The following is a 24,377-nucleotide window of genomic DNA, read 5'->3' on the forward strand; positions in this document are numbered from 1 at the left end:
CAGCGCGACGTAAGAAAACCGTCCGCGGCAACGCCGCGTTATCGGCCATCCCGCGTGGCAAGCTGATGCCGTGCAATTGACGGTGCTGGGCTGCTCAGGCAGTGTCGTCGGGCCCGACTCCCCGGCGTCCGGCTATCTGCTGACCGCGCCGGACACCACGCCACTGGTGATGGATTTCGGTGGTGGGGTGCTCGGTGCCCTGCAACGGCACGCCGACCCCAACGAGGTGCATGTGCTGCTGTCGCACCTGCACGCCGATCACTGTCTGGATCTGCCCGGACTGTTCGTCTGGCGCCGGTATCACCCGTCACCGGCCACCGAGCGCGGCATCATGTACGGGCCCGCCGACACCTGGTCGCGGCTCGCGGCTGCGTCCTCACCGCTCGGTGGTGAACTCGACGACTACAGCGACATCTTCGACGTGCGGGTCTGGACCGATGGTGAACCCGTCCGGCTGGGCACCCTGACCATCCAGCCGCGGCTGGTCAACCACCCCACCGAGTCGTTCGCGCTACGGGTCACCGACGCCGATGGCGCCACCCTGGTCTACAGCGGTGACACCGGCATGTGCGAGTCGATAGTGCAGTTGGCGCAGGGGGCGGACGCCTTCCTGTGCGAGGCATCCTGGACCGACTCGCCGGACAGGCCGCAGCATCTGCACCTGTCCGGCGCTGAGGCGGGCCGCATCGCCAAGCGGGCCGGTGTTCGGCAGCTGCTGCTCACCCACATCCCGCCGTGGACCTCCCGCGAAGACGTCATCAGTGAGGCCAAGGCCGAATTCGACGGTCCGGTGCACGCCGTGGTGGCCGGTGAGGCCATCGATATCGGTGTCTGTTAGGACATCGGGGACGAAACCGTCAGGCCGTAGGCCCGGGCTGCTGACAGCAGCCGGTTGTCGTAGGCACACAGCGCGGTGATGCTCCGGCGGTAGACGAGGGCCGTCGCGAGGTGGACCGCGTCCAGGGTCCGTAGTTCCGGCGGTGCCAGCGCGCCGGCCTGCTCGACGATCTCGTCGGTCAGGATCAGACCGTCAACGGAGTCGAGGAGTCGTCGGGCCCCGGCGGTGACGGTTGGGCCGGCTCGCATGGCGGCGCGCAGCAGTTCGATGTGGCCGATCACGCTGGTCGCCAGCGGGGTGTCGTCGTGTTCGTTGAGCCAGTCGATCAGCACCGCCGACTCCGGTTCGACGACGACCAATTTCACCATCGCGGAGGTGTCGAGATAGATCATCGGTCCTCGCGCAGTTCCTCGAGAGTGGGTGTCAGTTGCGGACCGACGATCAGGTGCGTGGCGTCCAGGCGGCGGGTTACCCGAGCGGGCAGTAGGTGGCCGGCATCGATCAAGGCATCGCGAGTTGCGGCGTCGTCGGTCACCGGAACGAGGCGCGCGACGAGGTGTCCCCTGCTGGTGATGTCGATGGTGGCTCCGGACTGGGCCTTGGCAACCCACTTACTTGCGTTCTGGCGTAACTCCCGGATACCGATGCGCTCCACACCTATTTGTAGCACAAAATGTGCTACAAAGCGACGGGTTAAGGTTCCCCGGTGGCAGAACGACAGGACGGCAGGCTCGACGACGAGCTGCGGCCGGTGAAGATCACCCGCGGTTTCACTTCGCATCCGGCCGGGTCGGTGCTCGTCGAGTTCGGCGAGACGCGGGTGATGTGCACCGCCAGCGTCAACGAGGGCGTGCCGCGCTGGCGTAAAGGCTCCGGACTGGGCTGGCTGACCGCCGAGTACGCGATGTTGCCTGCCGCCACCCACACCCGTTCGGACCGCGAGTCGGTCAAGGGCCGGGTAGGCGGGCGCACCCAGGAGATCAGCCGGCTGGTGGGGCGTTCGCTGCGGGCCTGTATCGACCTGGCCGCGCTGGGGGAGAACACCATCGCGCTGGACTGCGATGTGCTGCAGGCCGACGGTGGCACCCGCACCGCCGCCATCACCGGCGCCTACGTGGCGCTCTCGGATGCGGTGACCTATCTCGCGGCCGCCGGCCGGTTGACCGACCCTCAGCCGCTGTCGTGTGCGATCGCCGCGATCAGCGTCGGCGTGGTCGACGGCCGGGTCCGTGTCGACCTGCCGTACGAGGAGGACTCCCGCGCCGAGGTCGATATGAACGTGGTGGCCACCGATACCGGAACCTTCGTGGAGATCCAGGGCACCGGTGAGGGTGCGACGTTCCCGCGCACCACGCTGGACCTGATGCTCGACGCCGCGATGGGCGCCTGCGACAAGTTGTTCGCGATTCAGCGCGAGGCGCTGGCACTGCCGTATCCCGGGGTGCTGCCCGAGGGGCCGGCCGCGAAGAAGGCGTTCGGGTCCTGAGCACCCGTCTCCTCGTCGCCAGCCGCAACCGCAAGAAGCTGGTCGAACTGCACCGGGTGCTCGAGGCGGCCGGGATCGTAGGTCTGGAACTGCTCTCCCTCGATGACGTGACCGCGTATGACGAGGCGCCGGAGACCGGAGCGACCTTCGAGGAGAACGCGCTCGCCAAGGCCCGCGACGGGTTCGCCGCCACCGGGTTGCCGACGCTCGCAGATGATTCGGGTCTGGAAGTGGCGGCGCTCAACGGCATGCCCGGTGTGCTCTCGGCGCGATGGGCCGGCGGGCACGGTGATGACGTCGCAAACTACACGCTGCTACTGGCCCAGTTGGGTGATGTGCCCGACGAGCGGCGGGGGGCGGCGTTCGTCTCGGCCTGCGCGTTGGTAACCGGATCTGACGAGGTTGTGGTGCGTGGCTCGTGGCCGGGGGCTATTGCCCGGGAACCGTTGGGCGACAGTGGATTCGGCTATGACCCGGTGTTCATCCCGGACGGTGAATCGCGCAGTGCCGCGCAACTCAGCGCCCAGGAGAAGGACGCCGCCTCGCACCGTGGTCGCGCCCTGGCATTGCTGGTGCCGGCGCTGCGACTGCTCGCGTCGGGGCGCGCTGGCTAGAGGTTGAACCGCTCTTTGATCTCGCGGGTCTGAACCTGCTCGACGATGATGCCCAGCAGCGGGATGGTGCCGGCCAGCAGCACCCCGATGGTCTTGGCGATCGGCCAGCGGACCTTGACCGCGAGGTTGGCGGTGAACAACAGGTACACGAAGTAGACCCAGCCGTGTACGACCCCGATCCAGCTCGGTGGGTTGTCCACCTTCACCACGTACTTGAGAACGATCTCGTAGCACAGCGCGATCAGCCAGACGCCGGTCGTCCAGGCCAGCACGCGGTAGCCGGTCAGTGCCGAGCGGATCTTTTCGCGTCCGACGATCGGCTGGGCACCGGGCGTTTCGGTCATGCGGATGTCCTCTTGTCTTTCTCTGCGAGCTCGGCGAGGTAGGCGTTGTACTCGGTCAGCACCGGATCATCGGACCGGGCTGCCGGGGTGGGTCGCTGGGGAAGCAGTCCGGCCGGGATCTCGGTGACGTCGCCGTCGTCTCGGGGCGACTGCGGCCCGGACTCCTCCAGGCGGATGAACTTGCGGTACCCGTAGAGGCAGAAGCCGGCGAACAGTGGCCACTGCAGGGCGTAGCCGAGGTTCTGGAAACTGCCCGAGTTGGACTCCCACCTGCTCCACTGCCACCAGCCCAGGGCCAGGCAGCCGGCTGCGCCGATGAGAGCGAGGATCAGCAGGCCGAAGCGGCGACGGCGGGGGACAGCCACATCACGAACCTACCGTGCAGGTGAAGGGCGTTAGGATCGAGTCCGCGCGGGCGTGGCGAAATGGCAGACGCGATGGCTTTAGGTGCCATTGCTCGAAAGAGCGTGTGGGTTCGAGTCCCTCCGCCCGCACTGGAGTTGGCTTTCAGGCGGGTTGGCCGTACACGGCCACCACCACGGAGCGGTCGAGGCTGTTCTCGGACCAGACGCCGATCACGGCGTTCCTGCAGTCGGACATGATCGCCAGTGATCGGGGGTCGTTGTACCACTGGTTGATGACGTCGACGTTGTTGATTGCCAGAGCGGGGTTGATCGCTACGGTCTGGGCGACTGATCCGTTGAAGCCTGCCGCCAGGGCTCGGCTCTGGGGGGTCGAGCCGTCGGAGCCGAGGTCACCGTCGAGGGCGTGGTTGTTGATCATGTCTGCGGCCTGCCATTGGGCGGCAAGCCGCAGGGCGGGGCTCGGTTTGATGTCGACCGTGCAGCCGGCTTGGTGCTGGATGGTGTAGACATTGGCGATCACGCCGTTGTTGAGTCGCGAGTTGTCGGCGCCCGCGACGGGTGCGGCCGATACGGACAGAACCGCAAGCGTCGTCAGCGCCGCAACGCGGAAATAGATGCGGTGCATTCAGTTCAGCCTCCTGTGCCCTGTTCTGGCGTGTAGTGCGCGGCGGATCGGCGTAGTTGCCAGATCAGTTCCGGGCACAGTTCATTGACCGCCTGATTGATCAGGTATGCCGCTTGGTAATCGTCATTGGTCGCGAAATCGGCTTTGATCGCTGCAATGTCGTCGCTGTATGAAGCGCCTTGGCTCACCCGATCACAGATTCCCCGCCCGTATTCGAGTGCGGCATCAGCATTGGCGAAGTTGTAGCCGGGGCGCATCGTCACATTGACGAGGTATGCAACTTCGTCGGCTTGAGCGGTAGGCACTGCGACCATCGCGCTGATACCGATGGCTACAACCGTCGTAGCGACCGCCTTGGGCGTCTTCAGGCCACGCTGTGGCATGAGTCCGGGTTGCTTCCCGTGCTGGGTGATCCCTCAAGCGCGGTCATTCGCATGAAACGGAACACGGCTTCAGCGCGGTTGGCGGCCTTGAGTTTTCGCAGGACGTTCTTCACGTGTGTTTTGACTGTGCCCTCGGCGATGACGAGGTGAGTGGCGATCTCCCTGTTGCTCTTGCCCTGGGTCATCAGGGAAAGGACTTCGATCTCTCGCCGGGACAACAACGACTCGATACGTGTGTTGGCCGCAAGTGATGCGGCGACAGGTGGTGCCGGCCGGTCGCCGCCTGAGTCCTGACGACGGCCGAATGTGGTTTGCGCTGTGCAGAGATCCTCCGCCGCGGTGGCGACATCGCGGGCCATTCGTTGAATCTGATTGCGAGCCAGGTGCAGACGCTCGACCAGGTTTACACGTCCGAACGCGTAGCTGAATCCTTCGGCAAACATGCCGAGTATCGCGAGGTCGTCCCGGTCCACATGGCGGCGGCTGCTGTAGCAGTCGGCGTGCAGCATGCCGATGACGCGGCCATCGGCCATGATCGGCGCTGCGACGTAGGAACGCGATAACGACGCCGCACGAATGGCGGCGTTCGTCAGTGGATTGCTCTGGACGTCATCGACGAGGATGGGTGTACGGCGCCGGACCATTCCGCTCTCGACCAGCATGTGGTCGATCTGCATCGGGTGATCGAGACCAGCCCGGGCGATTTCGTCGGCCCAATCGGGATCGGCCTGGATGTGGACACGCTGGACGGTCCACGTCGATTCCTCGATGCTCGAGATGATGACGCGATCAAATCCGCATCGGCACAGCGCCGCAGGAGCCTTCTCGAGCATCTGCTCGATCGACTTCACTCCCTGCAGCCGGGCCAGCGCATTGCGGACGGCTTCGTAGCGCTTGTGTGTCTGGCGAACCTTCTCCTGGGACACCCGAATCTGCAATTCGGTGAGCGAGGTGAGCAGCTCAGTGAGTCGAGCCAGCGCCGGCGCCAGAACGGTGACGTTGTTCGATTGGGTGAGTTCCACGAGGCGGTCGCGTGCGGCCGTGAGTGTGGACTCGATGTGCGCGAAGCCGAATTCCCGGATGGTGTCTTCCTCGTCCGAACCGATGAACGAGGCGAGCTCGGCCAGGGCTGTCGCGATCTGATCGCGCAGCTCCGGGTCGCGCAATGGTTCACCCACGAGTGCCCATTCGCCGATGTCGGCTCTGGTGGCGGCTGGCGGAGCGGCGTCCACACCCCACGGGTCGCGGATGTTCAGGATGGCGGTAGTCACACATCGACGGTAGAGAGACGCAGGTCACTTTCCCATGGAAGCTGCTACCAAAACCCCGGCAGGGCACTGGAAGCTCATTACAGGCCTGTCGACCCCGCCCTACTGGTCGATCTGGGCGGTCGTCGCCAGGCCGCCCGCACTCAGGTTGGCGCCCGCTTCGGCCAGGCGGAGTGCCACCTCCAACTCGAGCCGCCGTTCTGTCAGTGATCGGCCGAGGAGGTCTTTCGCCTGGTTGACGCGATAAATCACGGTGTTCTGGTGAATGCTGAGCCGCTCGGCCGTCCGCCCCCAACTCATGCCCTCCTCGAAGAACGCGACGAGGGTCGAGCGCAACCGGCGGCTGCGCTCGGAGCCGGAGCTGAGTTCACCGAGTTCTTGCCGGACGAATTGCCGTGCCGCCGAGAGGTCGCGGGTGAGCAAGGCGTTGAGGGCGATGTCCGGGTAGCAGACCACTGAACCCGCGGGATGAGAGAACACCCCGGTGACGAGTCGGCCATCTCCGGCCTGGCGATGGGACTGAACGAAGCCATCCAACCCATGGCCGGGAGCGCCCACCGCGGCCAGCAGCGGAGCATCGAGCGATACCGTCGCGGACGTGGCGAGGTTCGGGCCGCTCGTCCATGCCCACACCGCCGATGAGCCGGCCGGCACGACGAGCAGCTCTATCCCCTTCATCGCGTGGGCGATGGTGGCGGCAGCGCGTTTGAGGGCCTGCAGCGCCGGCTTGTCGTGGCTGCGAGGATCGGCCCACACGATGATGGCGGCGTGCTCTCGATCCAGGTCGTATCCGAGTGCGGCACTGGTGGCCCGCATGTCCACCGGGCGGCCCGACACGATCGCGAGGACAAGTTCAGCTCTGACCGAATCCGCGCCCCGGGCCCACAGTTCCCGCTCGCGCTGATAATGGTCGACGAGGTCGCCCGACACTTTCTCGCAGTACCCGAACAGGTACTGGGAGGCCGTATTGGTCAGCTGCCATTTGACACTTTCAGGAGCCTGCAGCGTCTCGACGGTCTCGTGCAACGCGGCATTGAAGATGCCCAACCCGATGACGTAGCAGCGCGGGATCGCCGCGACGCTGATTCCGCGCTGGGCCAGGGTGGTGACCCAGTCGAGAGTGGTCTCCGGCGCCTGCGCCAGCGACGGCGATTCACCGGCCTGGATACCGCGCAGGACCGCCTGGACATTGCTCAGCGCGGCGGCAACCGTCAGTTGCTCGAGGTCGCGGTCCTGGGGGTTGTGCAGCTCGGCCACCACTTCGACAGAGCGAAGCCCGATGCGCTCGCCGAGTTCGGCGACGTCGACTGATGCTGCGAACGCAGCGACTTCGTCAGATGGCATTCCAGCGTTGCTTCGATCCCATGGTGTCGGTGTGTGCGGGCCCAACAGGCCGACCGTACACCGAGTTTCGGAGGGGATCAGTCGAAAACCAGGACCGGCTTGATGACCTCGCCCCGCTGAGACGCCGCAATGGCCTCGTTGATCTGGATGAAGGGAAAAGTGGTGATCAGCCGGTCGAATGGGAATCGGCCGTCCCGGTACAGCGCGATCAGTTGCGGAACGAACGTCCGCGGATCGGCTTCGCCTTCGATGACGCCGGAAAGCCGGCGGCCGAGCAGAAGGTGACCCTGGTCGATGGTGATGTCATGGGCAAGCCCGTGGAATCCGACGGTGACGCAGTGCCCCGGTGAGCGCAGGATCTCGAGGGCCTGGCGGATGACCGCGCCGGAGCCCACCGCGTCAAGGGAATGGTCGACGCCGGTGGGCACCAGTTGCATCACGTCCCACACCAGATCCCCGGTCTCAGAGGGGTTGAGGCAGTGGGTGGCGCCCAGGCTGCTGGCGATGTCCAGGCGTTCGGGATTGAGGTCGATCGCGATGATCGGGTCGCAGTCGAGCGCCTTGGCCGCCATGATCGCGGCCATCCCGACGGCGCCCAATCCGAAGACGGCCAGACTCTCCCCGGGTCGGGCACGGAGCACGTTCATCACGCTGCCGGCACCGGTCTGCAGTCCGCACCCCAACGGACCAAGGAGGTGCAGTGGCAGGTCCTTGTCCACCTTCACGACGTTGCGGGCATCGGCAATCGCCAGCTTGGCAAAGGACGACTGCCCGAACCAGTTGCCGTGGACGTCCTCCTCGCCCTGATGCATCGTCACCGACCCGTCGAGGCGCTCGCCGAAATAGTTCAGCGGCGCGAACAGATCGCAGTAGGCCGGACTCTGTTGAGTGCAGGTATCGCACTCGCCGCAGAACGCAAAACTGAGCACGACATGATCGCCGGACTGCACCTCGGTCACACCGGAACCCACGGCGACGATCACACCGGCGCCTTCGTGACCCAGCACGGCCGGCAGCGGAAGCGGCACCAGCCCCTCGGCCGCGGATATGTCGGTGTGGCACACCCCGACGCCTGCGATCTCGATCAGCACCTCATGGTCGGAGAGTGGTGCCATCTCAACGCTCTCGACGGAGAGCGGTTGGCCTTCTTCGCGGAGAATCGCTGCGGTCGTGGTGTGCAAGGTGAACCTAACGTCGAGTGGTCTGAAGTCGTTACTTGCCGGCGTCCTTCTCGGCGACGAGTTCGCGATAGATCGGGAACAGGGGCTTGGTGAGCGGGACGAGCTTGAGGATCTTGTTGACCGGGCCCTTCGCCTTGACCTGCCCCTTGGCCAGGCCGACGCCGAGGTTGTACTCGCCGCGCCAGAACTTGTCTCCGATATCAGCGGGCATGTAGAGCTTGACGTCGGCGTCGACATTGTCGCCGCCGTCAGTGACCTCGATGGAGGGCTCGCGCAGGCGAACCGTCATGGCCGCGTCAGGGTCGGTGTAATAGACCTGCAGGTCGATGTCGGCGCCCTTCAGTTTCGGGCCCACCTCGGTGTCGTTCGCGGCGCGGAAAACGCCGCCGAGGTATTTGTAGATCTCTTCAGCGTTGTCGTAGTAAGACATGGTCTTCCTCTCGAGCAGTGGATGTGAGACGTGTTGCGGGAACTTCAGTGTCAGCGCTTCGATGGCGGGGTCCACTTGACCGGCAGGTCATGGATGCCGTGGATGAAGTTGTTGATCTGGTAGTCCGGTTCCCCGGTGAGCGTGATGTCGGGGATTCGGGTGTAGATCTCGGTGATCGCCGAGCGCAGCATCTGCCGGCCCAGCGCGCTGCCCAGGCAGAAGTGCGGGCCGCCCGCGCCGAAGCCGACGTGATCGTTGGGGCTGCGCAGGATGTCGAACTTCCCCGGGTCCTTGAACACTGCGGGGTCGCGGTTGGCCGAGCAGTACCACATGACGACGTGCTCGCCCTCTTTGATCTCCTTGTCGCCGATGACGACGTCCTGGGTGGCGGTGCGCCGGAAGTGCATGACAGGGCTGGCGAAACGCAACACCTCCTCGGCGGCCATGCCGACGCGGCCCGGGAGGTCTTCCAGCAGTAGCGCGCGCTGATCGGGGTTCTCGGAGAACAGCCGTACGGCGTGGGCGATCGAATGCCGCGTGGTGTCATTGGCCGCAGAGCCCAGCAGCGAGAAGAATGCCGCGATCTCCCACTCCTCGAGCTTCTGCCCCTCGAACTCGGCGTTGACGATCCAGGTGACGAGGTCGTCCTTGGGGTCCTTACGGCGGCGGTCGGCCTCGGCCAGCGCCACCTCCTGAATGCGCTCGGCTTCCTCGGCATGGGTGGTGATCGCGTCTCTGCCCAGCGCCATGCGGGGGTCGTCCCACGCCAGCATTTTCTCGGCGGCGTCCATGAGGATGTGCTGTTCTTCGCTGTCTCTGTCGACACCGAAGAAGTGCGCAAAGATCCGTCCGGGAACGTATTTGGCGTAGTCATCGGAGAAGTTCCCCTCGCCCTGCTCGATGATCTCGTCGAGGCGGTCCCGGGCGTGCTGGTCGATCCATTCCGTGAGCTTGCGAACGTTACGCGGGCTGAACGCCTGCTCGACGACACCACGGATTTTGCGGTGCTCCTCGCCGTCGAGGACCAGGAACGACGCGGTGGCATTGATGACGACCTCCGGCATGTCCTCCATCAGCACGCCGCGGCCCGAGCAGAACAGCGCAGGCGTCCGGGAGACGTAACGGCAATCCTTGTGCGTGGTCACCGACCAGAAGCCCGGCGTGTCGTCCTCGGGAGGCAGCAGGGTCGACTCGTAGGGCCGGTGATAGGCGACCGGATGCTCCTGGCGAAGGCGGGAGAAGGCCTTCTCCCGCTCCTCGAAGTCCTGGGCCCAGAACGAGCGGGCCGACAGATCCAACTGGGGGTCAGTGATGATTGACGGGTGCTTGAGGGCGATGCTGCTCATGCCGTGCAACGCTGCCAGTCCGGACAGTTCTTGGCGATCCGCCACATGAGACAAGTGCATCTCCCATTGGGGATAGCGGCGCTGACGCCAGCGGCCGACTCTCGCGGCCAGCGCCTCGCGGTGCCCCGACCGGGCGTGGCAGGTACCCCGTTTGGGAGATCGACCCCAGTAAGGCCGAGCGGTACGTTCGCCGAAACGCAACCTTCAGCGGGGACGAGGTAGCCATGACCTTCGTGATAGCGGCACCGTGTGTGGCTGATTACTCCTGCCTGGAGATCTGTCCGGTGGGGTGTATCCACCCCGCGCCCGACGATCCGGCGTTCGACCGGACCGAACAGCTCTATATAGATCCTGCGTCATGTATCGATTGCGCGGCATGTGTTGAAGCGTGCCCGGTCGATGCCGTGTTCGACGCTGCGCAGCTTCCCGACCGGTGGCGCCACTATGTGAATGTCAATCGGGATTACTTCGAGGCGGACGCACGTGGCTAGGGCGGACAGGCTTCGTGTCGCCGTTGTGGGGGCGGGACCGGCGGGGGTCTATGCGGCCAGGCACCTACTCGGCGTCGATGGCGGCACCTATGTCGCCGGGCGCACTGCGCCGCTGACCGCCCGCGCGGTAGAGGTCGACATGTTCGAACGGCTTCCGACTCCGCATGGACTGGTTCGAGCCGGGGTGGCTCCGGACCATCCGGAGAAGAAGTTGATGGGCCAGTTATTCGACGCCATCGCCAGGCGTCCGGAATTCACGTTCTTCGGCAATGTCGAGATCGGCCGTGACGTCACCGTGCCTGAACTAGCCGAGTGGTACGACGCGGTCGTGTACGCGGTCGGAGCCGCTAGCGACTGCGCGCTTGGCATTCCCGGCGAGGATCTGCCGGGCAGTGTTTCGGCGCGGCAGATCGTCGGCTGGTACAACGGCCACCCTGATCACGTCGACCTTGACGTCGACCTCAGTAGCGAGCGGGCAGTGATCATCGGCAACGGCAATGTCGCACTTGATGTGGCGCGAGTATTGAGCCTGCGCCCAGATGAATTGCGGCACACAGACATAGCTCCGAATGCCCTGGCGGCGCTGGGGGAGAGTCGAATTCGGGAAGTCATCGTCATGGGCCGTCGGAGCCATCTCCATGCCGCATTCGCCTACGCTGAGTTGGAGGAAATGGGCCGACTCGTCGACGTCGACGTCGACGTGGATGCAGATGAGTTGGCGCTCGCCGAGGACGGGCCAGACAATGGTTCAGTCCAGCGTAAGCACGACCTCCTCTTCCAGTACGCCGGCAGAAGTCACCCGAACGCACGCCGGCGGATCGCACTTCGTTTCCTGCGCACACCGACAGAGATCCTGGGCGCCGATAAGGTCGAGGGCCTTCGGTGGATGCGGCCGAATGCGAAGCCCGCCCCCACCGATGTCATCTCGACAGGCTTGGTGATCAGGTCCATCGGCTATCGGGGAGACCCCCTGCCCGGGTTGCCCTTCGATGTTGCTCATGGCGTCGTTGAGCATGTCGACGGCCGTGTAGCAGGGCGCCCAAGGACCTACGTCACGGGGTGGATCAAGCGCGGACCCACAGGCGTGATCGGGACCAACAAGAAGTGCGCCCGCGACACCGTGCGTGCGCTCCTGCATGATGCCGATGCCGGTCTGCTCTCCGCGGGCCGCTCACTCGATCGTCCTGTTGTTGCTGCCCGGCTGAGGCAACGTCAACGAGAGGTTGTCGAGCTGAACGGCTGGAACGCGATTGATCTCAGCGAACGCCGGGCCGGCCGCGCCGAGGGGCGCCCGCGCCACAAGCTCACCTCCGTCACCGAGCTGGTCGCGGCGTCGAGGGACACCCGCCCAAGCGGTCCCCGCCGCTACGACGTCATCGTGGTCGGATCGGGGATGGGCGGTCTGTCCAGCGCGGCGTGTCTCGCGGCGTCGGGCAAGTCCGTGCTGGTGCTCGAGCAGCATGAGATTCTCGGTGGTTGCTCGCAGGTGTTTCGACGTAAGGACAAGTGGGAGTTCGACTGTGGCGTCCACTACGTCGGCGGGTGCGTACCCGGTTCCAATGGCCTCATCGCAACGGTTCTTCGGGGCTTGGGAGTCGAGGACCGCGTTGAGTGGTCTCGGTTGGATGACGACGGGATGGACACCGTGGTGCTGCCGGAACACACCTTCCGGGTGCCGACCAACTGGGCTGGAGTCGCCGAGACCCTCGCCGAAGCCTTCCCGGCGGACGCCGATGGGCTCCGCAGCTGCGTCGCGGAACTGCGCGTCATCGGCGAAGGGGCCGATCGCGTCAACGATGTCCCACACTCGCTACGGGTTCTGCTACCCCTGGCCCGTCGTCCGCGCGAGGTGGCCGTCATCGTGCGCGCTTTGGAGCAGCCGATCGGCCGCCTGTTCGACCGACACCGACTCGGTCCGGATGCTCGCGCCGCTCTGTTGTCGTTGATCCATCTGCACAACACCCCGCCGTCGCGAACGCCGGCGTTGCTGGTGGCGGCGCTCCTACGGCACTACTTCAAGGAGGGCGCATACTTCCCCACTCAGGGCGGTCAGGTGCTCGCTGCCAACCTCGCCGAAGTGATCCTCGGACATGGCGGAACAATCCGCACGAAGGCGCGGGTTCGCTCGATCGACGTTGAAGGTGGCCGGGTTACCGGCGTCACCCTGACCGATGGCGAGGCCATTCGCTCCGACGTCGTGATCAGTAACGCCGATGCGCATCGTACTTTTCAGGACCTCATCGCACCTCAGCACTTGCGTCGTCGCACGCTCGAACGAATCCGGAAATTCCGCCGCCCCCATTCGATCTTCTCCACCTATATCGCGGCTGATATCAACATCGCCGCAACACGGCCGGCAACGAACTACCTCCTGCATGGCCGCTACGACATCCAGACGACCTACGACATGCTCGACGCGGGACAGTGGGATCCACAGGGCTGGTTGGCGATAAGCTCGCCGACGCTGAAAACCGGTGGCCGTCATCACTTCGGGGCGGCCGGTCACAGCAGTATCGAAGCGTTCATGACAGTCCCCGGGGAATACGAGTTCTGGGGCGGTGGTGATCCCATGAAGGGCACGGACTACAAGTGGTCGCCCACCTACATCGAGCGTAAGGCGGAGATCGAGGAGACCGTCATGGAGCGGGTTATCGACGCGCTGCCGGAACTGGATGGTCATGTGGTGTGGCGGGAGTCGGCTACACCGCTGTCCCATGAGCGCTTCACGCTGTCGCGGATGCCGTATGGACCCGAGAACGCCAAAGACCAGATCGGACCCGGCCGACGGTTATCGGCGCGCACCGAGATCGATGGCCTCTTTCTGTCCGGCGCGTCGACGGTGTACCTCTACGGCATCGCTTTCACGCTGCGCGGTGGTGTCGGTACCGCGTCGCAGATTCTCGGACGTGACCTGCTCAAAGCCTTCTCGGCCGGCGAGGTGATCAGCGATCCTGCGGCGTTGCCGATACACGGTCCCAGCTGGGATCCGTTCGAGGTCTGTCGTGGCCACGCACTCAAGGGAAATCGACTGGAGAACCAGATGGCGGCTTCGACGCTCACGGGCGGGTAGCGCGGCCGTGAAGCGAGCGGCCGGGCGGCTCGGCGGGTTCTCAGATGTCCAGGACGAGTTGCGGTGACCGCGAGCGCGACACGCAGATCATCATGCAGTCGCCTGCGGCCCTGTCGTCGTCGTCGAGGACGGAATCGCGGTGATCCGGTTCGCCTTCCAGGACCGGGGTCTCACACGTGCCGCAGATACCCGACATGCACGAGGACAGCACGTTGACTCCTTTGGCCCGCAGGACTTCCAGGATCGAGTCATCGGGGGAGATCGTCACGGTGATGCCCGAGCGGTCGCAGACCACGTCGAAGGTTGTCGCGTTGGGATCCGGTGCCGGTGGATCAGCCGTGAACCGTTCGGTGTGCAGCGTGCCCGCCGGCCAAGAGCCGCAGGCCCGTTCGACGGCGGTCAGCATGCCCTCCGGCCCGCAGCTGTACACCAGGGTGCCGTCCCGCGGAGAGCCCAGCACCGAACCGAGATCAAGTAGGCCGCACTCGTCTTCCGGCCACACCGTGACCTTGTTGCCGTAGCTCTCCAGTCGATCGAGGAATGCCATGGACGATCGGCGCCGTCCGCCGTAGAGCAGTCGCCAGTCTGATCCCTGCTTGTCGGCGGCCGTGATCATGGCAATGATGGGCGTGATTCCGATTCCGCCGGCGATGAATTGATAGTGCCCGGCGGGTTGCAGGGGAAACAGATTGCGAGGCCCACGGGCGCGAACTGTGCTGCCGACGTGCAGCTGCCGGTGCACGAAGGACGATCCGCCGCGGCCGTCGGCGTGCAGCAGGACTCCGATCTTCCACTGCTTTCGATCACGTGGGTCCGAGCACAGCGAGTACTGCCGTACGAGCGTGTCGGTCAGCATGAGGTCGAGGTGCGCTCCGGGATCCCATTCGGGCAGCTCGCCACCGTCGGCATTTTCAAAGGTCAAGCCCAGGACACCGTCGGCGAGTGTCTCGGACTCTGTGACGATCAACTCGAGGGTGCTGCTCATGTGCCGGAAACAGGCCTTTTCGCCGGCGGCTCGGAAAGAAGGGCGTCGAAGATGTGGCGCTCCAGCTTCTGCGTGAGGTCCACATGAATGTGTTTGGTCTCGGTGTACTCGTCGATCGAGTGCGCTCCGAGTTCCCGGCCCAGTCCGCTCTGCTTGTAGCCGCCGAACGGGAGTGCGGGGTCGATCTGATGCCAGTTGTTGATCCACACGGTGCCGGCCCGCAGTTGTTCGGCGACCTCGACCGCTCGCTCGTAGTCTGTGCTCCACACACCGGCGCTCAGTCCGTACGGCGAGTCGTTGGCCTGCTGCACAGCATCGTTGACATCGGAGTAGCGCAGAACGCACAGCACCGGCCCGAAGATCTCCTCCCGCGCCACATCCATATCGTTGGTGACCTCGGTGATGATGGTCGGTTCGATCCAGTGACCCGATGCGAACTGCGCACCAGCGGGCTTGCCGCCGCCGAGGACCACTTTGGCGCCGTCCTGGCGCGCGCTGTCGATGAAGCTGAGCACACGATCACGTTGCCGGGCGGAAATCACGGGGCCGACGTCGGTGTCGAAATCGTTGGGGTCCCCCAGTTTGAGCGACGAGGCGCGATCGACAAGGCGATCCACGACCAGGTCGTACATGTCATCAGGTACCAGCAGGCGAGTGCCCGACTCACAGATCTGTCCCGAGTAGAGCATGCATCCAAACAGCGCACCATCGATCGCGACGTCGAGGTCGGCGTCGTCGAGAAGGATCTGAGCGCCCTTTCCGCCCAGTTCGAGCGATACCCGTTTGACGGTGGCCGAGGCCAACCGCATGATCTCGCGCCCGACCTGTGTCGAGCCGGTGAAGGCGACCTTGTCCACATCGGGGTGTTCCGCCAGTCGTGCGCCGACGACGGGTCCGGGGCCGGTGACGACGTTGATCACTCCATCGGGGACGCCGCACTCGTGCGCGATCTCGCAGAGCCGGAGCAGGGTGAGCGGTGCCTTCTCGTCGGGCTTGATCACCACCGAATTGCCGGCGGCAAGAGCCGGTGCGATCTTCCAAATTCCCAGCAGCAAGGGGAAATTCCAGGGGACGATGGCCGCGCAGACCCCGATCGGCTCGTGGCGGACGATGTTGGTCGAGTGTGTCGGGTAGGCCCGCGTGGGGACCTGTCGATCCCACTGGTAGGTGGCCGCAAGTTCGGCGAAATACATGAAGTGTGGCGAGGCGTAGCCCACGTGGAATCCGGTCGCCTGCCGCACGGTTGCGCCGTTGGCGTGGATCTCCAGCTCGATGAGGTCATCCATCTCCTCGCCGATGCGGTTGGCGATCTCGATCATCACCTTGGATCTGTCCGCGGGATCCCGGCGTGACCAGGAGCCCGAGTCGAACGCGGCACGGGCCGCGGCGACAGCGGTATCGACGTCCTGGGCGGTACCGCGGGCGATCGTGGCGTACAGAGTCTCTGTGGCCGGGTCGTAGATACCATCCGACTCCCCGGAGTCGACATGCTTGCCGTTGATGAACATTTGATAGTGCTCGGTGTCGGTACTCACGTCGCCCCTTCAGTTCGATCGTGGCTTCTTCGATCGTGGCTTCATTGAAACGCGCCGGGCACGCATCGCACCATCGCTCGAATGGGCGGTACCTATAGCCCCTCTTGGTCAGAAACCGGGTACGAGCAGCCCGCTCTACCGGTTTTCGGCACCGCGGTAGCGGGCCGTCTCGCGGGCACTACCCCATTCGGTATAGGAAACACCCTCTTTAGGCATCTGACCGTGGGCGCTGCTGAATGTTTGCATTGCTGGATCATGGTGATGTCCCTTCCCTCGTACGCGGCACCCTTGATCAAGCCGATGGTCCGGCCGATCCGGTCGGTCGGACAGTTCATCGGGATGTCGCTGGACGTCTTCGTGGGCATCTTCACCACGCGGTTGGCGTGGAAGGAATACCTGGACCAGTCCTGGTTCGTCGCCCGGGTGTCGGTGCTGCCGGCGGTGCTCATGATCATCCCGTATGCGCTGATCAACACGTTCATCTTCAACATCCTGCTCAGTGAGTTCGGGGCGGCCGACTTCTCCGGCGCCGGAGCCGCGTTCTTCAACGTCAACCAGATCGGCCCCCTGGTGACGGTGCTGGTGACAGCCGGGGCGAGCGCCACCGCGATGTGTGCCGATCTCGGCGCCCGCACCATTCGCGAGGAACTCGACGCGCAGCGGGTGATGGGCATCGACCCGATTCAGGCCCTGGTCATTCCCCGGGTGCTGGCCGCGACGACGGTGTCGGTGGCATTGATGGGCCTTGTCGTGCTGGTCGGAATGATCGCGTCATTCGTGTTCTGCGTGTACGCCCTGCATGTCTCCGCCGGCGTGTTCGTGGCCGGGATGACCGTGGTGACCGGGCTGGGCGATGTGATCGTGTCACTGGTCAAGGCATTCCTCTTCGGACTGGGGGCCGGCCTGATCGCCTGTTACAAGGGCATATCGGTGGGCGGCGGACCGGCGGGCGTGGGCAACGCCGTCAACGAGACCGTCGTCTTCTCCTTCATGGTGCTGTTCACCATCAACATCATCGTCACCGCTGTCGGCGTTCAATTCACCCTCAAGTGATGGCGAATCCGAAATGACCGAAGTGAGCAGCGGGGTCCCTGCGCGACGCGTTCCACGACTTGCGCGAATGAAGGCCAAGTTCGTTGCGGAGTGGTTGCGAATCGGCGATCAGATGCGGTTCTACTTCATGACTCTGGCGGCCATTCCGGATGCGGCGATTCATTACCGGACCGAGGTCCTTCGGCTGATCGCGCAAATGGGTCTGGGAACCGGTGCTCTGGCGACGATCGGCGGAACGGTCGTCATCGTCGGGTTCATGACGATGAGCACGGGCGCCGTCGTGGCCGCCCAGGGCTATACCCAATTCCAATCGGTCGGTGTCGAAGCGTTCACCGGTTTCGCATCGGCCTTCTTCATCCCGCGACTCATCGTGCCGGGAACCGCTCAAGTCACCCTGACGGCCACTGTCGGGGCCGGCGCCACCGCCCAGATCGGGGCGATGCGCATCAATGAGGAAGTCGATGCACTGGAAGTGATCGGCATCCGTAGCGTGACCTATCTGGCCGCGACTCGCGTGCTGGCGGGGACCATCGTGGTCATCCCGCTGTATGCGATCGCTCTGATCATGGGGTTCCTGGCGGCTCGCGTCGGTACCACCTGGATCTACGGGCAGCCGTCCGGTGTCTACGACCATTACTTCGATACGTTCCTCAACACGACTGACCTGGCGTGGTCTTTCTTTCAGACCATCGTGATGATCGTCGTGGTGATGCTGGTCTCCACGTACTACGGCTACAACGCCTCGGGTGGCCCCGCCGGCGTGGGGGAGGCCGTCGGTCGGGCGGTCCGTGCATCCATGGTGGTCGGAGCCTTCGTTCTGTTGGCGGTGACGCTCGCGGTCTACGGCCAGTCCGGCAACTTCCGGCTGGCGGGTTAGACCCGTGCAACCCAGGCGCGGTCAGCACCGCATACCGACCGAATGGTGGCCGCTATTCCTGATCGCGCTGATCGCGGTATTCGTCTTCGTCACCGTGGCATCCTTCAGCGGAACCTTCCGGTCCTCGGTACCGGTGACGCTGACGTCGGATCGTTCGGGCCTGGTTCTGGAGACGGGCGCCAAGGTGAAGATGCGCGGGGTCGATGTCGGCCGCGTGCGCAAAATCGAAGGCGGCCAGGGTAACGCCCGCATGCTGCTCGACATCGACACCAACCAGGTTCGTTACATTCCGGCCAACGTCGGGGCCCGGATCAACGTCACCACGATCTTCGGCGCGAAATTCATCGACCTGGTCTATCCGGAACGCCCCGAAGACCAACGGCTACCCGCCGGCGCCGTGCTGACGGCCTCCAACGTGACGACCGAAGTCAACACCGTCTTTGAGAACGTCGTCGACCTGCTCAAGATGGTCGACCCGATGAAGCTCAACGCCGTCCTGACAGCGGTGGCTGATGCGGTGCGTGGCAAGGGCGAACGTATCGGCAAGGCGACTACCGCGCTCAACGAAGTCCTGACCGCGCTGAACGCCCGCAGTGATGTCTTTCGCGACGATGTCCGTTCCTTCAAGAGCCTCAGCGAAACCTATGGCGCCGCAGCGCAGGACATCCTCAGCATCCTGGATTCGGCGTCCACAACCAGCACTACGGTCGTGAACCACCAAAGTGAGCTTGACGGCCTACTGCTGAACGCAATCGGGCTGTCCCGCGGCGGAACAACACTTCTCGGCACGAGCAAGGACAGCCTGGTCTCGGCGATCAACAGTCTTGAACCGACGACGAGGTTGCTGGCGACATACAGCCCCTCGTACACCTGCATGCTGCAGGGCGCTCAGTGGGTGGTCGATCATTCCGATCCGGTGTTCGGTGGCGACGGCAAGACCTTCGTCGTCGACGTCGCGCTTCTGCCCGGTAACGATCCGTATGTCTTCCCTGACAATCTGCCGATCGTCGCCGCCAAAGGCGGACCCGGCGGCAAACCGGGGTGCGGATCACTTCCGGACGCGACCAAGAACTTCCCGGTCCGGCAACTGGTCACCAACACCGGCTGGGGAACCGGGCTCGACATCCGGCCGAACCCCGGAATCGGCCAACCGTGCTGGGCGGACTATTTCCCCGTGACCCGGGCGATCCCGCAGGAACCGAGTATTCGCCAGTGTCTTCCCGGTCCGGCTGTGGGACCTGAGCCCTATCCCGGCTCTCCACCGTATGGTGCCGCGCTGTACGGAGCCGATGGTCAGCCGCTGTGGCCCGGGGTGCCGCCGGCCGCCGGCCCGGAGTCCGGAGACACCCCGCCATGATCCGGAATCTGCGTGGCACCGCAATACGGCTGGGGATCTTCCTGACGGTCTGTGCTCTCGCGCTGGGCCTGACCATGGTCGTGTTCGCACAGGCCCGGTTCTCTAACGCCGTCAAGTCCTACAGCGCCGATTTCAGCGATGTGTCCGGTCTGCGTGAGGGCAACATGGTTCGCATCGCCGGCGTAGAGGTCGGCAAGGTGAAGCACATTGCCGTCAACGACGACGCGTCGGTGCGGGTGGACTTCACCGCCGACGAGGCAGCGATTCTCACCGAGGGAACTCGTGCCGAAGTCCGCTATGACGATTTGATCGGTGGCAGATTCCTGGCTCTGGTGGAAGGGCCCGGCGGCACGGCGGTACTCAAGCCGGGCCAGACCATCCCGATGGGCCGTACCCAACCAGCGCTCGACCTGGACTCGGTCACGGGCGGTTTCCGCCCGCTGTTCCGGGCACTGGAGCCCGACCAGGTCAACGATCTGAGCGGACAGCTGCTTTCGGCCTTCCAGGGCGAAGGGCCCACGATCGCCTCGTTCCTCGCTCGGGCCGCGACCGTCAGCAACACCCTGGCGGACCGGGATCTGCTGATCGGACAAGTCGTCGACAACCTCAATGTGCTTCTGGGGACGCTGGGTGGCCAGAGCGATCAGCTCGACAAAGCGGTCACGTCGCTGTCAGACCTGGTCCACGGACTGGCTCAGCGCAAGACGGATATCACCAATGCGATCGCCTACACCAACGCGGCGACGGGCACCGTTGCCGATCTGCTTGCCCGGGTCCAGGAGCCGGCCAAGAAGGTCATCACTGAGACGGGCCGGGTCAGCGACGCAGTCCTCGCCGACCAGGACTACCTTGCCAATCTCCTCGACACTCTGCCCGAGAAATACAAGATGCTCGGCCGACAGGGCATCTACGGCGATTACTTCAGTTTCTACTTCTGCGACGTCGTGCTGAAACTGAATGGAAAGGGTGGCCAGCCGGTCTTCGTGAAAGTCGCCGGCCAGAGCACAGGACGGTGTGCGCCCAAGTGAAACTGACCAGGAGCTTCTCCGAGCGGAATCCGTTGGTACTCGGTGCGATTGGCATCGCGCTGATTCTGACGTTGGTCGCAGCAGCGCTGGGAAATCAGAAGTTGTCCTTCCTGAACCCCAATAAGAGCCACAGCGCGTATTTCGCGGATTCGGCTGGTTTGTTCGAAGGTGCGATCGTTCAGGTCTCCGGGTACCCCGTTGGCAAGGTGTCCGGCATCGACCTTGATGACACCGGAGTCTTGGTCACTTTCACCATGCCCGGCAACATCCACCTCGGTAAGGGCACGACGGCGGCCATCAGAACCAAGGGCCTGCTGGGGACCAAGGAGTTGAACGTTGTACCGGGCGGTGAGGGTCAACTCAGCGGCCCCATTCCCATGGATCGAACACAATCGCCGTATCAGCTTCCTGACACACTGGGCGAGCTGGCGACGACGATCAGCGGTATCAATACCAATCAACTTTCGGACTCGCTGGCGACACTCGCGCAGACCTTCGCCGACACACCGCCGCAGTTACGCAGTGCCGTGCAGGGCGTGGCTCGCATCGCCGACACCCTGAACTCGCGTGACGCGCAATTGCGCAATCTGCTCGACAACGCCGCCAAGGCAACCGGTGTCCTCGCCAAACGCACCGACCGGATCGTGAACCTCGTCCGGGATACCAACGCACTGCTGTCTGCTCTGCAGACCCAAAGTGCGGCACTGGATCAGATAACCGGAAACATCTCCGCTGTCGCCCGCCAGTTGAAACAGTTCATCGCCGAGAACCGACAGCAGCTCAAGCCGACGCTGGACAAACTCAATGACGTTCTGGCGCTGGTGGACACCCGTAAGGAACGCATCCAGAAGGCCATCAAAGGTCTGAACAACTACGCGATGGCGATGGGGGAGACGGTGTCGGCGGGGCCGTTTTTCAAGGCGTACGTGGTCAATCTGCTACCCGGCCAGTTCGTCCAACCCTTCGTCGACGCGGCGTTCTCCGACCTCGGACTGGATCCAGCCACCATGTTGCCGTCTCAGCTTGCCGACCCCCAGGTCGGACAACCCGGGACCCCGCCGCTGCCGGTGCCGTATCCACGCACCGGTCAGGGGGGAGATCCGCGCCTGACGCTGCCCGACGCGATCACCGGCAATCAGGACCCACACCTACCGGCGCAGTACCCGGGCCGTTATCCCTACCGGCCGGAGCCCGCGGCACCTGTGCCAGGCGGTCCGCCACCCGGGCCGCCGGTACCCTCACCGGGCCAGGCATCGGTCCCGTTGGGCCCGTCACCGGTGCTGGTTCCGGCTCCCGGAGAAGACACCGCCCGTGGAGGCACCCAGTGACCGCCCGGCTGCGCAGTTCACGGGTCCTTCTCGCGGCGGCCCTGGTAGCCCTGCTCGTCGCCGGATACCTGTCGGTGACCACCCTGATCGACAGGTCCTCGAGAACCACCGTGGTCGGCTACTTCGACAACAGCACGGGCTTGTTCGTCGGCGATGACGTCCGTATTCGAGGAGTCAGCGTCGGCAAGGTCACCAAGATTGCGCCGGAGCCGCTGCGGTCGAAGATCACGTTCTGGTTCGACCGCAGATTCAAGGTGCCCGCAGAGGCCGCGGCCGTCATCCTGTCACCCCAGCTGGTGACCGGGCGCGCCATCCAGCTCACACCCCCGTACTCCGGTGGCCCGACCATGGCCGATGGAGCCGTCATCGGCCAAGACCGCACGGCCGTCCCGGTGGAATGGGATGACGTCCGCGCCCAGCTCGAGCGACTCACCGACATGCTGCAGCCGACCAAGCCCGGCGGGGTCAGCTCGCTTGGCGCATTGATCAACTCGGCGGCCGGGAACCTGGCCGGACAGGGCACCGACATTCACGCAACCATCGTCAAACTGTCCACGACGATCTCCGTGCTCAACGATCACAGTTCCGATGTCTTCGGCACCATCAAGAACCTGTCCACCCTGGTGTCCGGACTCCACGACAGCAGCGATCTGTTGGCTCAATTGAACGTCAATCTCGCCCAGGTCTCAGCTCTGCTGGCAGATGACCCGAATAAGGTCAGCCGCGCTGTCGAGGACCTCAATGGTGTCGTCGGTGAAGTCCAACGCTTCGTCGCGGAGAACCGCGAGCCGATCGGTGACGCAACAGGCAAACTGCAATCGATCAGCGACGCCGTCATCGCCAGCCTCGATGACGTCAAGCAGTTCCTTCACATCGCCCCTGATGTGGCGGTGAACTTCAACAACATCTACGAACCGGCCAACGGGTCCCTGACGGGGGCGCTGCAGATCAACGACTTCGCCAACCCGGTCTCATTCCTGTGCGGAGCGATCGAGGCCGCGTCCCGGATGGGAGCCGAACAGGCTTCCAAACTGTGCGCGCAATACCTGGCGCCCATCGTGAAGAACCGTCAGTACAACTTCCCCCCACTGGGCGAGAACCTCTTTGTCGGTGCCCAGGCCAGACCCAACGAAGTCACCTACAGCGAGGACTGGATGCGCCCGGATTTCGTCCCGACGAAGACCAACCCGCCTGCACCGGCACCGGGTGCAGCCGCCGCCGATCCGGCGGCCGGCCTGTCCGGACTGATGAACCCGGGCGGGGGCGGCTCATGAAGCGAACATGGACCCGTCGTCTGGCGGCCGGTGCCGTGGTGGCGGCGATCGTCGCCACGATGTCCGGATGCGGATGGAAGGGCCTCAATTCGCTGCCCCTGCCCGGCACTGAGGGCAATGGTCCGGGAGCGTTCGAGATACGCGCGCAGATGCCCGACGTGAGCAATATTCAGCCCAACTCGCGAGTGCGCGTGGGTGATGTGACTGTCGGACACGTCTCCAAAATCGAGCTCGAGGGAACTCACGCCCTGGTGACGATGGTGCTCAACGGCAACGTTGCGCTGCCGGCCAACGCGACGGCGAAAGTCGGCCTCACCACCGTGTTCGGATCCCTGCATATCGAATTGGCCGCACCCACCGATCAGCCGCCGCAGGGAAAGCTGCATAACGGCGATCTGATCCCGCTGTCCCGCACAGCGGCATCACCGACCCCTGAACAGACTCTGGCTGCACTGTCACTGGTACTCAACGGTGGCGGCGTGGGCCAGGCCGGAGACATCATCCAATCCCTGAGTACCGCCTTCCTTGGCCGCGAGCAGGATGTGCGAAGCCTGCTTGAGCAATCCAACACATTCGCCGCGAACCTCGATGAGCAGAGCGGCGACATCATCGCGGCGACAGAGAGTTTCAATAACCTCATCGGGAAGTTTGCCGCGCAGCGGCCGGTACTCGATCGCGCGGTCCAAACGATTCCCGAGGCCCTCGCGGTGCTCAACAATCAACAGGGCAATCTGGTCGACGCAGCTACTGAGATCAGCAAGTTCGGCGCACTGACCACCGACACGGTCAACCGAAGCAAAGAGAATCTCGTCAAGGAACTCCAGCAGGCCGGTCCGGTACTCGAATCACTGGCAAATGCCGGCCCGGCACTGACCCGCTCACTGGGCGTCCTGCCGACCTATCCGTTCCCGAACGCCAATATCGATAAGTGGCAGCGCGGCGACTCGGCCAATCTCACCGCTGTCATCGACCTCACGTTGAGTCGACTCGACGCCGGCCTGTTCACCGGAACCCGGTGGGAGTGCAACCTGACTCAACTCGAACTGCAATGGGGGCGCACCATCGGACAGTTCCCCAGTCCGTGTCTGGACGGCCGTGCTTCGGCTCCGGCCAACCCGCTCACCGCCCCGTACCGCTGGGATCAGGGGCCGTGAC

25 protein-coding genes and 1 tRNA gene are annotated in these 24,377 nt (G+C 64.5%); 13 read left to right on the forward strand and 13 right to left on the reverse strand.

Annotated elements, in window-relative coordinates:
• Nucleotides 1-70 precede the first annotated feature (70 nt).
• On the forward strand, nucleotides 71-838 hold the full coding sequence (locus ACR2JI_RS02290; RefSeq protein WP_526387591.1) for a cyclic nucleotide-degrading phosphodiesterase: 768 nt from the start codon (nucleotides 71-73) through the stop codon (nucleotides 836-838).
• Here ACR2JI_RS02290 and ACR2JI_RS02295 read toward each other — a convergent pair.
• Both ACR2JI_RS02295 and ACR2JI_RS02300 read right to left on the reverse strand, forming a co-directional pair.
• Entirely contained in the window at nucleotides 835-1,230 is a 396-nt protein-coding gene (locus ACR2JI_RS02295; RefSeq protein ID WP_526387593.1) for a type II toxin-antitoxin system VapC family toxin, read from the reverse strand. The genes ACR2JI_RS02290 and ACR2JI_RS02295 overlap by 4 nt on opposite strands.
• The gene (locus tag ACR2JI_RS02300; protein WP_526387596.1) at nucleotides 1,227-1,493 is read right to left on the reverse strand and encodes a type II toxin-antitoxin system Phd/YefM family antitoxin; all 267 of its coding nucleotides are present in this window, start codon (nucleotides 1,491-1,493) and stop codon (nucleotides 1,227-1,229) included. Before ACR2JI_RS02300 ends, ACR2JI_RS02295 begins: the two co-directional genes overlap by 4 nt.
• A 51-nt stretch (nucleotides 1,494-1,544) precedes the next feature.
• Between ACR2JI_RS02300 and rph the strand changes: the two genes are divergently transcribed.
• The gene (gene rph / locus ACR2JI_RS02305) at nucleotides 1,545-2,324 is read left to right on the forward strand and encodes a ribonuclease PH (RefSeq protein WP_526387598.1); all 780 of its coding nucleotides are present in this window, start codon (nucleotides 1,545-1,547) and stop codon (nucleotides 2,322-2,324) included.
• Nucleotides 2,321-2,938, forward strand: coding sequence for a non-canonical purine NTP pyrophosphatase (locus tag ACR2JI_RS02310; RefSeq protein WP_526387661.1), 618 nt, complete (start codon nucleotides 2,321-2,323; stop codon nucleotides 2,936-2,938). Before rph ends, ACR2JI_RS02310 begins: the two co-directional genes overlap by 4 nt.
• Here ACR2JI_RS02310 and ACR2JI_RS02315 read toward each other — a convergent pair.
• Both ACR2JI_RS02315 and ACR2JI_RS02320 read right to left on the reverse strand, forming a co-directional pair.
• Nucleotides 2,935-3,288 (reverse strand): DUF3817 domain-containing protein, encoded by a 354-nt coding sequence (locus ACR2JI_RS02315; protein WP_526387663.1) that lies wholly within the window; start codon nucleotides 3,286-3,288, stop codon nucleotides 2,935-2,937. The genes ACR2JI_RS02310 and ACR2JI_RS02315 overlap by 4 nt on opposite strands.
• Entirely contained in the window at nucleotides 3,279-3,647 is a 369-nt protein-coding gene (locus ACR2JI_RS02320) for a hypothetical protein (protein ID WP_526387600.1), read from the reverse strand. Before ACR2JI_RS02320 ends, ACR2JI_RS02315 begins: the two co-directional genes overlap by 10 nt.
• Nucleotides 3,648-3,693: 46 nt before the next feature.
• Here ACR2JI_RS02320 and ACR2JI_RS02325 point away from each other — a divergent pair.
• Nucleotides 3,694-3,776: transfer RNA gene (locus tag ACR2JI_RS02325), tRNA-Leu, on the forward strand.
• 13 nt (nucleotides 3,777-3,789) lie between these two features.
• Here ACR2JI_RS02325 and ACR2JI_RS02330 read toward each other — a convergent pair.
• The 7 genes from ACR2JI_RS02330 to ACR2JI_RS02360 form a co-directional block, all read right to left on the reverse strand.
• Complete coding sequence (locus ACR2JI_RS02330) at nucleotides 3,790-4,272, reverse strand: CAP domain-containing protein (protein ID WP_526387602.1); 483 nt, start codon at nucleotides 4,270-4,272, stop codon at nucleotides 3,790-3,792.
• A gap of 5 nt (nucleotides 4,273-4,277) precedes the next feature.
• The gene (locus ACR2JI_RS02335) at nucleotides 4,278-4,655 is read right to left on the reverse strand and encodes a DUF732 domain-containing protein (protein ID WP_526387604.1); all 378 of its coding nucleotides are present in this window, start codon (nucleotides 4,653-4,655) and stop codon (nucleotides 4,278-4,280) included.
• Complete coding sequence (locus ACR2JI_RS02340; RefSeq protein ID WP_526387606.1) at nucleotides 4,637-5,926, reverse strand: LuxR C-terminal-related transcriptional regulator; 1,290 nt, start codon at nucleotides 5,924-5,926, stop codon at nucleotides 4,637-4,639. The genes ACR2JI_RS02335 and ACR2JI_RS02340 overlap by 19 nt, the downstream gene beginning before the upstream one ends.
• Nucleotides 5,927-6,025: 99 nt before the next feature.
• On the reverse strand, nucleotides 6,026-7,267 hold the full coding sequence (locus ACR2JI_RS02345; RefSeq protein ID WP_526387608.1) for a PucR family transcriptional regulator: 1,242 nt from the start codon (nucleotides 7,265-7,267) through the stop codon (nucleotides 6,026-6,028).
• A gap of 77 nt (nucleotides 7,268-7,344) precedes the next feature.
• Nucleotides 7,345-8,382, reverse strand: coding sequence for an NAD(P)-dependent alcohol dehydrogenase (locus tag ACR2JI_RS02350; RefSeq protein ID WP_526387610.1), 1,038 nt, complete (start codon nucleotides 8,380-8,382; stop codon nucleotides 7,345-7,347).
• 97 nt (nucleotides 8,383-8,479) lie between these two features.
• Complete coding sequence (locus ACR2JI_RS02355) at nucleotides 8,480-8,878, reverse strand: hypothetical protein (protein ID WP_526387612.1); 399 nt, start codon at nucleotides 8,876-8,878, stop codon at nucleotides 8,480-8,482.
• A gap of 50 nt (nucleotides 8,879-8,928) precedes the next feature.
• On the reverse strand, nucleotides 8,929-10,269 hold the full coding sequence (locus tag ACR2JI_RS02360) for a cytochrome P450 (RefSeq protein WP_526387614.1): 1,341 nt from the start codon (nucleotides 10,267-10,269) through the stop codon (nucleotides 8,929-8,931).
• A gap of 179 nt (nucleotides 10,270-10,448) precedes the next feature.
• On the opposite strand from ACR2JI_RS02360, the gene ACR2JI_RS02365 reads away from it, so the two are divergent.
• The gene (locus tag ACR2JI_RS02365) at nucleotides 10,449-10,715 is read left to right on the forward strand and encodes a 4Fe-4S dicluster domain-containing protein (RefSeq protein ID WP_526387617.1); all 267 of its coding nucleotides are present in this window, start codon (nucleotides 10,449-10,451) and stop codon (nucleotides 10,713-10,715) included.
• Nucleotides 10,708-13,785, forward strand: coding sequence for an FAD-dependent oxidoreductase (locus tag ACR2JI_RS02370; RefSeq protein WP_526387619.1), 3,078 nt, complete (start codon nucleotides 10,708-10,710; stop codon nucleotides 13,783-13,785). Before ACR2JI_RS02365 ends, ACR2JI_RS02370 begins: the two co-directional genes overlap by 8 nt.
• A 40-nt stretch (nucleotides 13,786-13,825) precedes the next feature.
• Here the strand turns inward: ACR2JI_RS02370 and ACR2JI_RS02375 are convergent, their stop codons facing one another.
• Together ACR2JI_RS02375 and ACR2JI_RS02380 are read right to left on the reverse strand one after the other, a co-directional pair.
• The gene (locus ACR2JI_RS02375; RefSeq protein WP_526387621.1) at nucleotides 13,826-14,770 is read right to left on the reverse strand and encodes a PDR/VanB family oxidoreductase; all 945 of its coding nucleotides are present in this window, start codon (nucleotides 14,768-14,770) and stop codon (nucleotides 13,826-13,828) included.
• Nucleotides 14,767-16,278, reverse strand: a complete 1,512-nt coding sequence (locus ACR2JI_RS02380; protein WP_526387665.1) for an aldehyde dehydrogenase family protein — start codon at nucleotides 16,276-16,278, stop codon at nucleotides 14,767-14,769. The genes ACR2JI_RS02375 and ACR2JI_RS02380 overlap by 4 nt, the downstream gene beginning before the upstream one ends.
• Nucleotides 16,279-16,560: 282 nt before the next feature.
• On the opposite strand from ACR2JI_RS02380, the gene ACR2JI_RS02385 reads away from it, so the two are divergent.
• The 7 genes from ACR2JI_RS02385 (at nucleotide 16,561) to ACR2JI_RS02415 (ending at nucleotide 24,376) form a co-directional block, all read left to right on the forward strand.
• Complete coding sequence (locus ACR2JI_RS02385; RefSeq protein WP_526387623.1) at nucleotides 16,561-17,358, forward strand: MlaE family ABC transporter permease; 798 nt, start codon at nucleotides 16,561-16,563, stop codon at nucleotides 17,356-17,358.
• A 67-nt stretch (nucleotides 17,359-17,425) separates the two neighbouring features.
• Complete coding sequence (locus ACR2JI_RS02390; RefSeq protein ID WP_526387625.1) at nucleotides 17,426-18,235, forward strand: MlaE family ABC transporter permease; 810 nt, start codon at nucleotides 17,426-17,428, stop codon at nucleotides 18,233-18,235.
• Nucleotides 18,236-18,239: 4 nt separating this feature from the next.
• Nucleotides 18,240-19,592, forward strand: a complete 1,353-nt coding sequence (locus ACR2JI_RS02395; protein WP_526387627.1) for an MCE family protein — start codon at nucleotides 18,240-18,242, stop codon at nucleotides 19,590-19,592.
• Entirely contained in the window at nucleotides 19,589-20,620 is a 1,032-nt protein-coding gene (locus ACR2JI_RS02400; RefSeq protein WP_526387629.1) for an MCE family protein, read from the forward strand. Before ACR2JI_RS02395 ends, ACR2JI_RS02400 begins: the two co-directional genes overlap by 4 nt.
• The gene (locus tag ACR2JI_RS02405; protein ID WP_526387631.1) at nucleotides 20,617-21,948 is read left to right on the forward strand and encodes an MCE family protein; all 1,332 of its coding nucleotides are present in this window, start codon (nucleotides 20,617-20,619) and stop codon (nucleotides 21,946-21,948) included. Before ACR2JI_RS02400 ends, ACR2JI_RS02405 begins: the two co-directional genes overlap by 4 nt.
• Nucleotides 21,945-23,222, forward strand: a complete 1,278-nt coding sequence (locus tag ACR2JI_RS02410) for an MCE family protein (protein WP_526387633.1) — start codon at nucleotides 21,945-21,947, stop codon at nucleotides 23,220-23,222. Before ACR2JI_RS02405 ends, ACR2JI_RS02410 begins: the two co-directional genes overlap by 4 nt.
• On the forward strand, nucleotides 23,219-24,376 hold the full coding sequence (locus ACR2JI_RS02415; RefSeq protein ID WP_526387635.1) for an MCE family protein: 1,158 nt from the start codon (nucleotides 23,219-23,221) through the stop codon (nucleotides 24,374-24,376). The genes ACR2JI_RS02410 and ACR2JI_RS02415 overlap by 4 nt, the downstream gene beginning before the upstream one ends.
• Nucleotide 24,377 lies beyond the last annotated feature (1 nt).

It is taken from the genome of Mycobacterium sp. (genome assembly GCF_051006775.1).
Lineage (GTDB): Bacteria > Actinomycetota > Actinomycetes > Mycobacteriales > Mycobacteriaceae > Mycobacterium.

Bases quoted from the DNA above. Each gene is read 5' to 3' on its own strand.
- ACR2JI_RS02385 (WP_526387623.1), top strand. From the start codon at position 16,561: ATGGTGATGTCCCTTCCCTCGTACGCGGCACCCTTGATCAAGCCGATG.
- ACR2JI_RS02415 (WP_526387635.1), top strand. From the start codon at position 23,219: ATGAAGCGAACATGGACCCGTCGTCTGGCGGCCGGTGCCGTGGTGGCG.
- ACR2JI_RS02380 (WP_526387665.1), bottom strand. From the start codon at position 16,278: ATGTTCATCAACGGCAAGCATGTCGACTCCGGGGAGTCGGATGGTATC.
- ACR2JI_RS02345 (WP_526387608.1), bottom strand. From the start codon at position 7,267: ATGCCATCTGACGAAGTCGCTGCGTTCGCAGCATCAGTCGACGTCGCC.
- ACR2JI_RS02295 (WP_526387593.1), bottom strand. From the start codon at position 1,230: ATGATCTATCTCGACACCTCCGCGATGGTGAAATTGGTCGTCGTCGAA.
- ACR2JI_RS02355 (WP_526387612.1), bottom strand. From the start codon at position 8,878: ATGTCTTACTACGACAACGCTGAAGAGATCTACAAATACCTCGGCGGC.
- ACR2JI_RS02390 (WP_526387625.1), top strand. From the start codon at position 17,426: ATGAAGGCCAAGTTCGTTGCGGAGTGGTTGCGAATCGGCGATCAGATG.
- ACR2JI_RS02350 (WP_526387610.1), bottom strand. From the start codon at position 8,382: ATGGCACCACTCTCCGACCATGAGGTGCTGATCGAGATCGCAGGCGTC.
- ACR2JI_RS02335 (WP_526387604.1), bottom strand. From the start codon at position 4,655: ATGCCACAGCGTGGCCTGAAGACGCCCAAGGCGGTCGCTACGACGGTT.
- ACR2JI_RS02400 (WP_526387629.1), top strand. From the start codon at position 19,589: ATGATCCGGAATCTGCGTGGCACCGCAATACGGCTGGGGATCTTCCTG.
- ACR2JI_RS02365 (WP_526387617.1), top strand. From the start codon at position 10,449: ATGACCTTCGTGATAGCGGCACCGTGTGTGGCTGATTACTCCTGCCTG.
- ACR2JI_RS02375 (WP_526387621.1), bottom strand. From the start codon at position 14,770: ATGAGCAGCACCCTCGAGTTGATCGTCACAGAGTCCGAGACACTCGCC.
- ACR2JI_RS02330 (WP_526387602.1), bottom strand. From the start codon at position 4,272: ATGCACCGCATCTATTTCCGCGTTGCGGCGCTGACGACGCTTGCGGTT.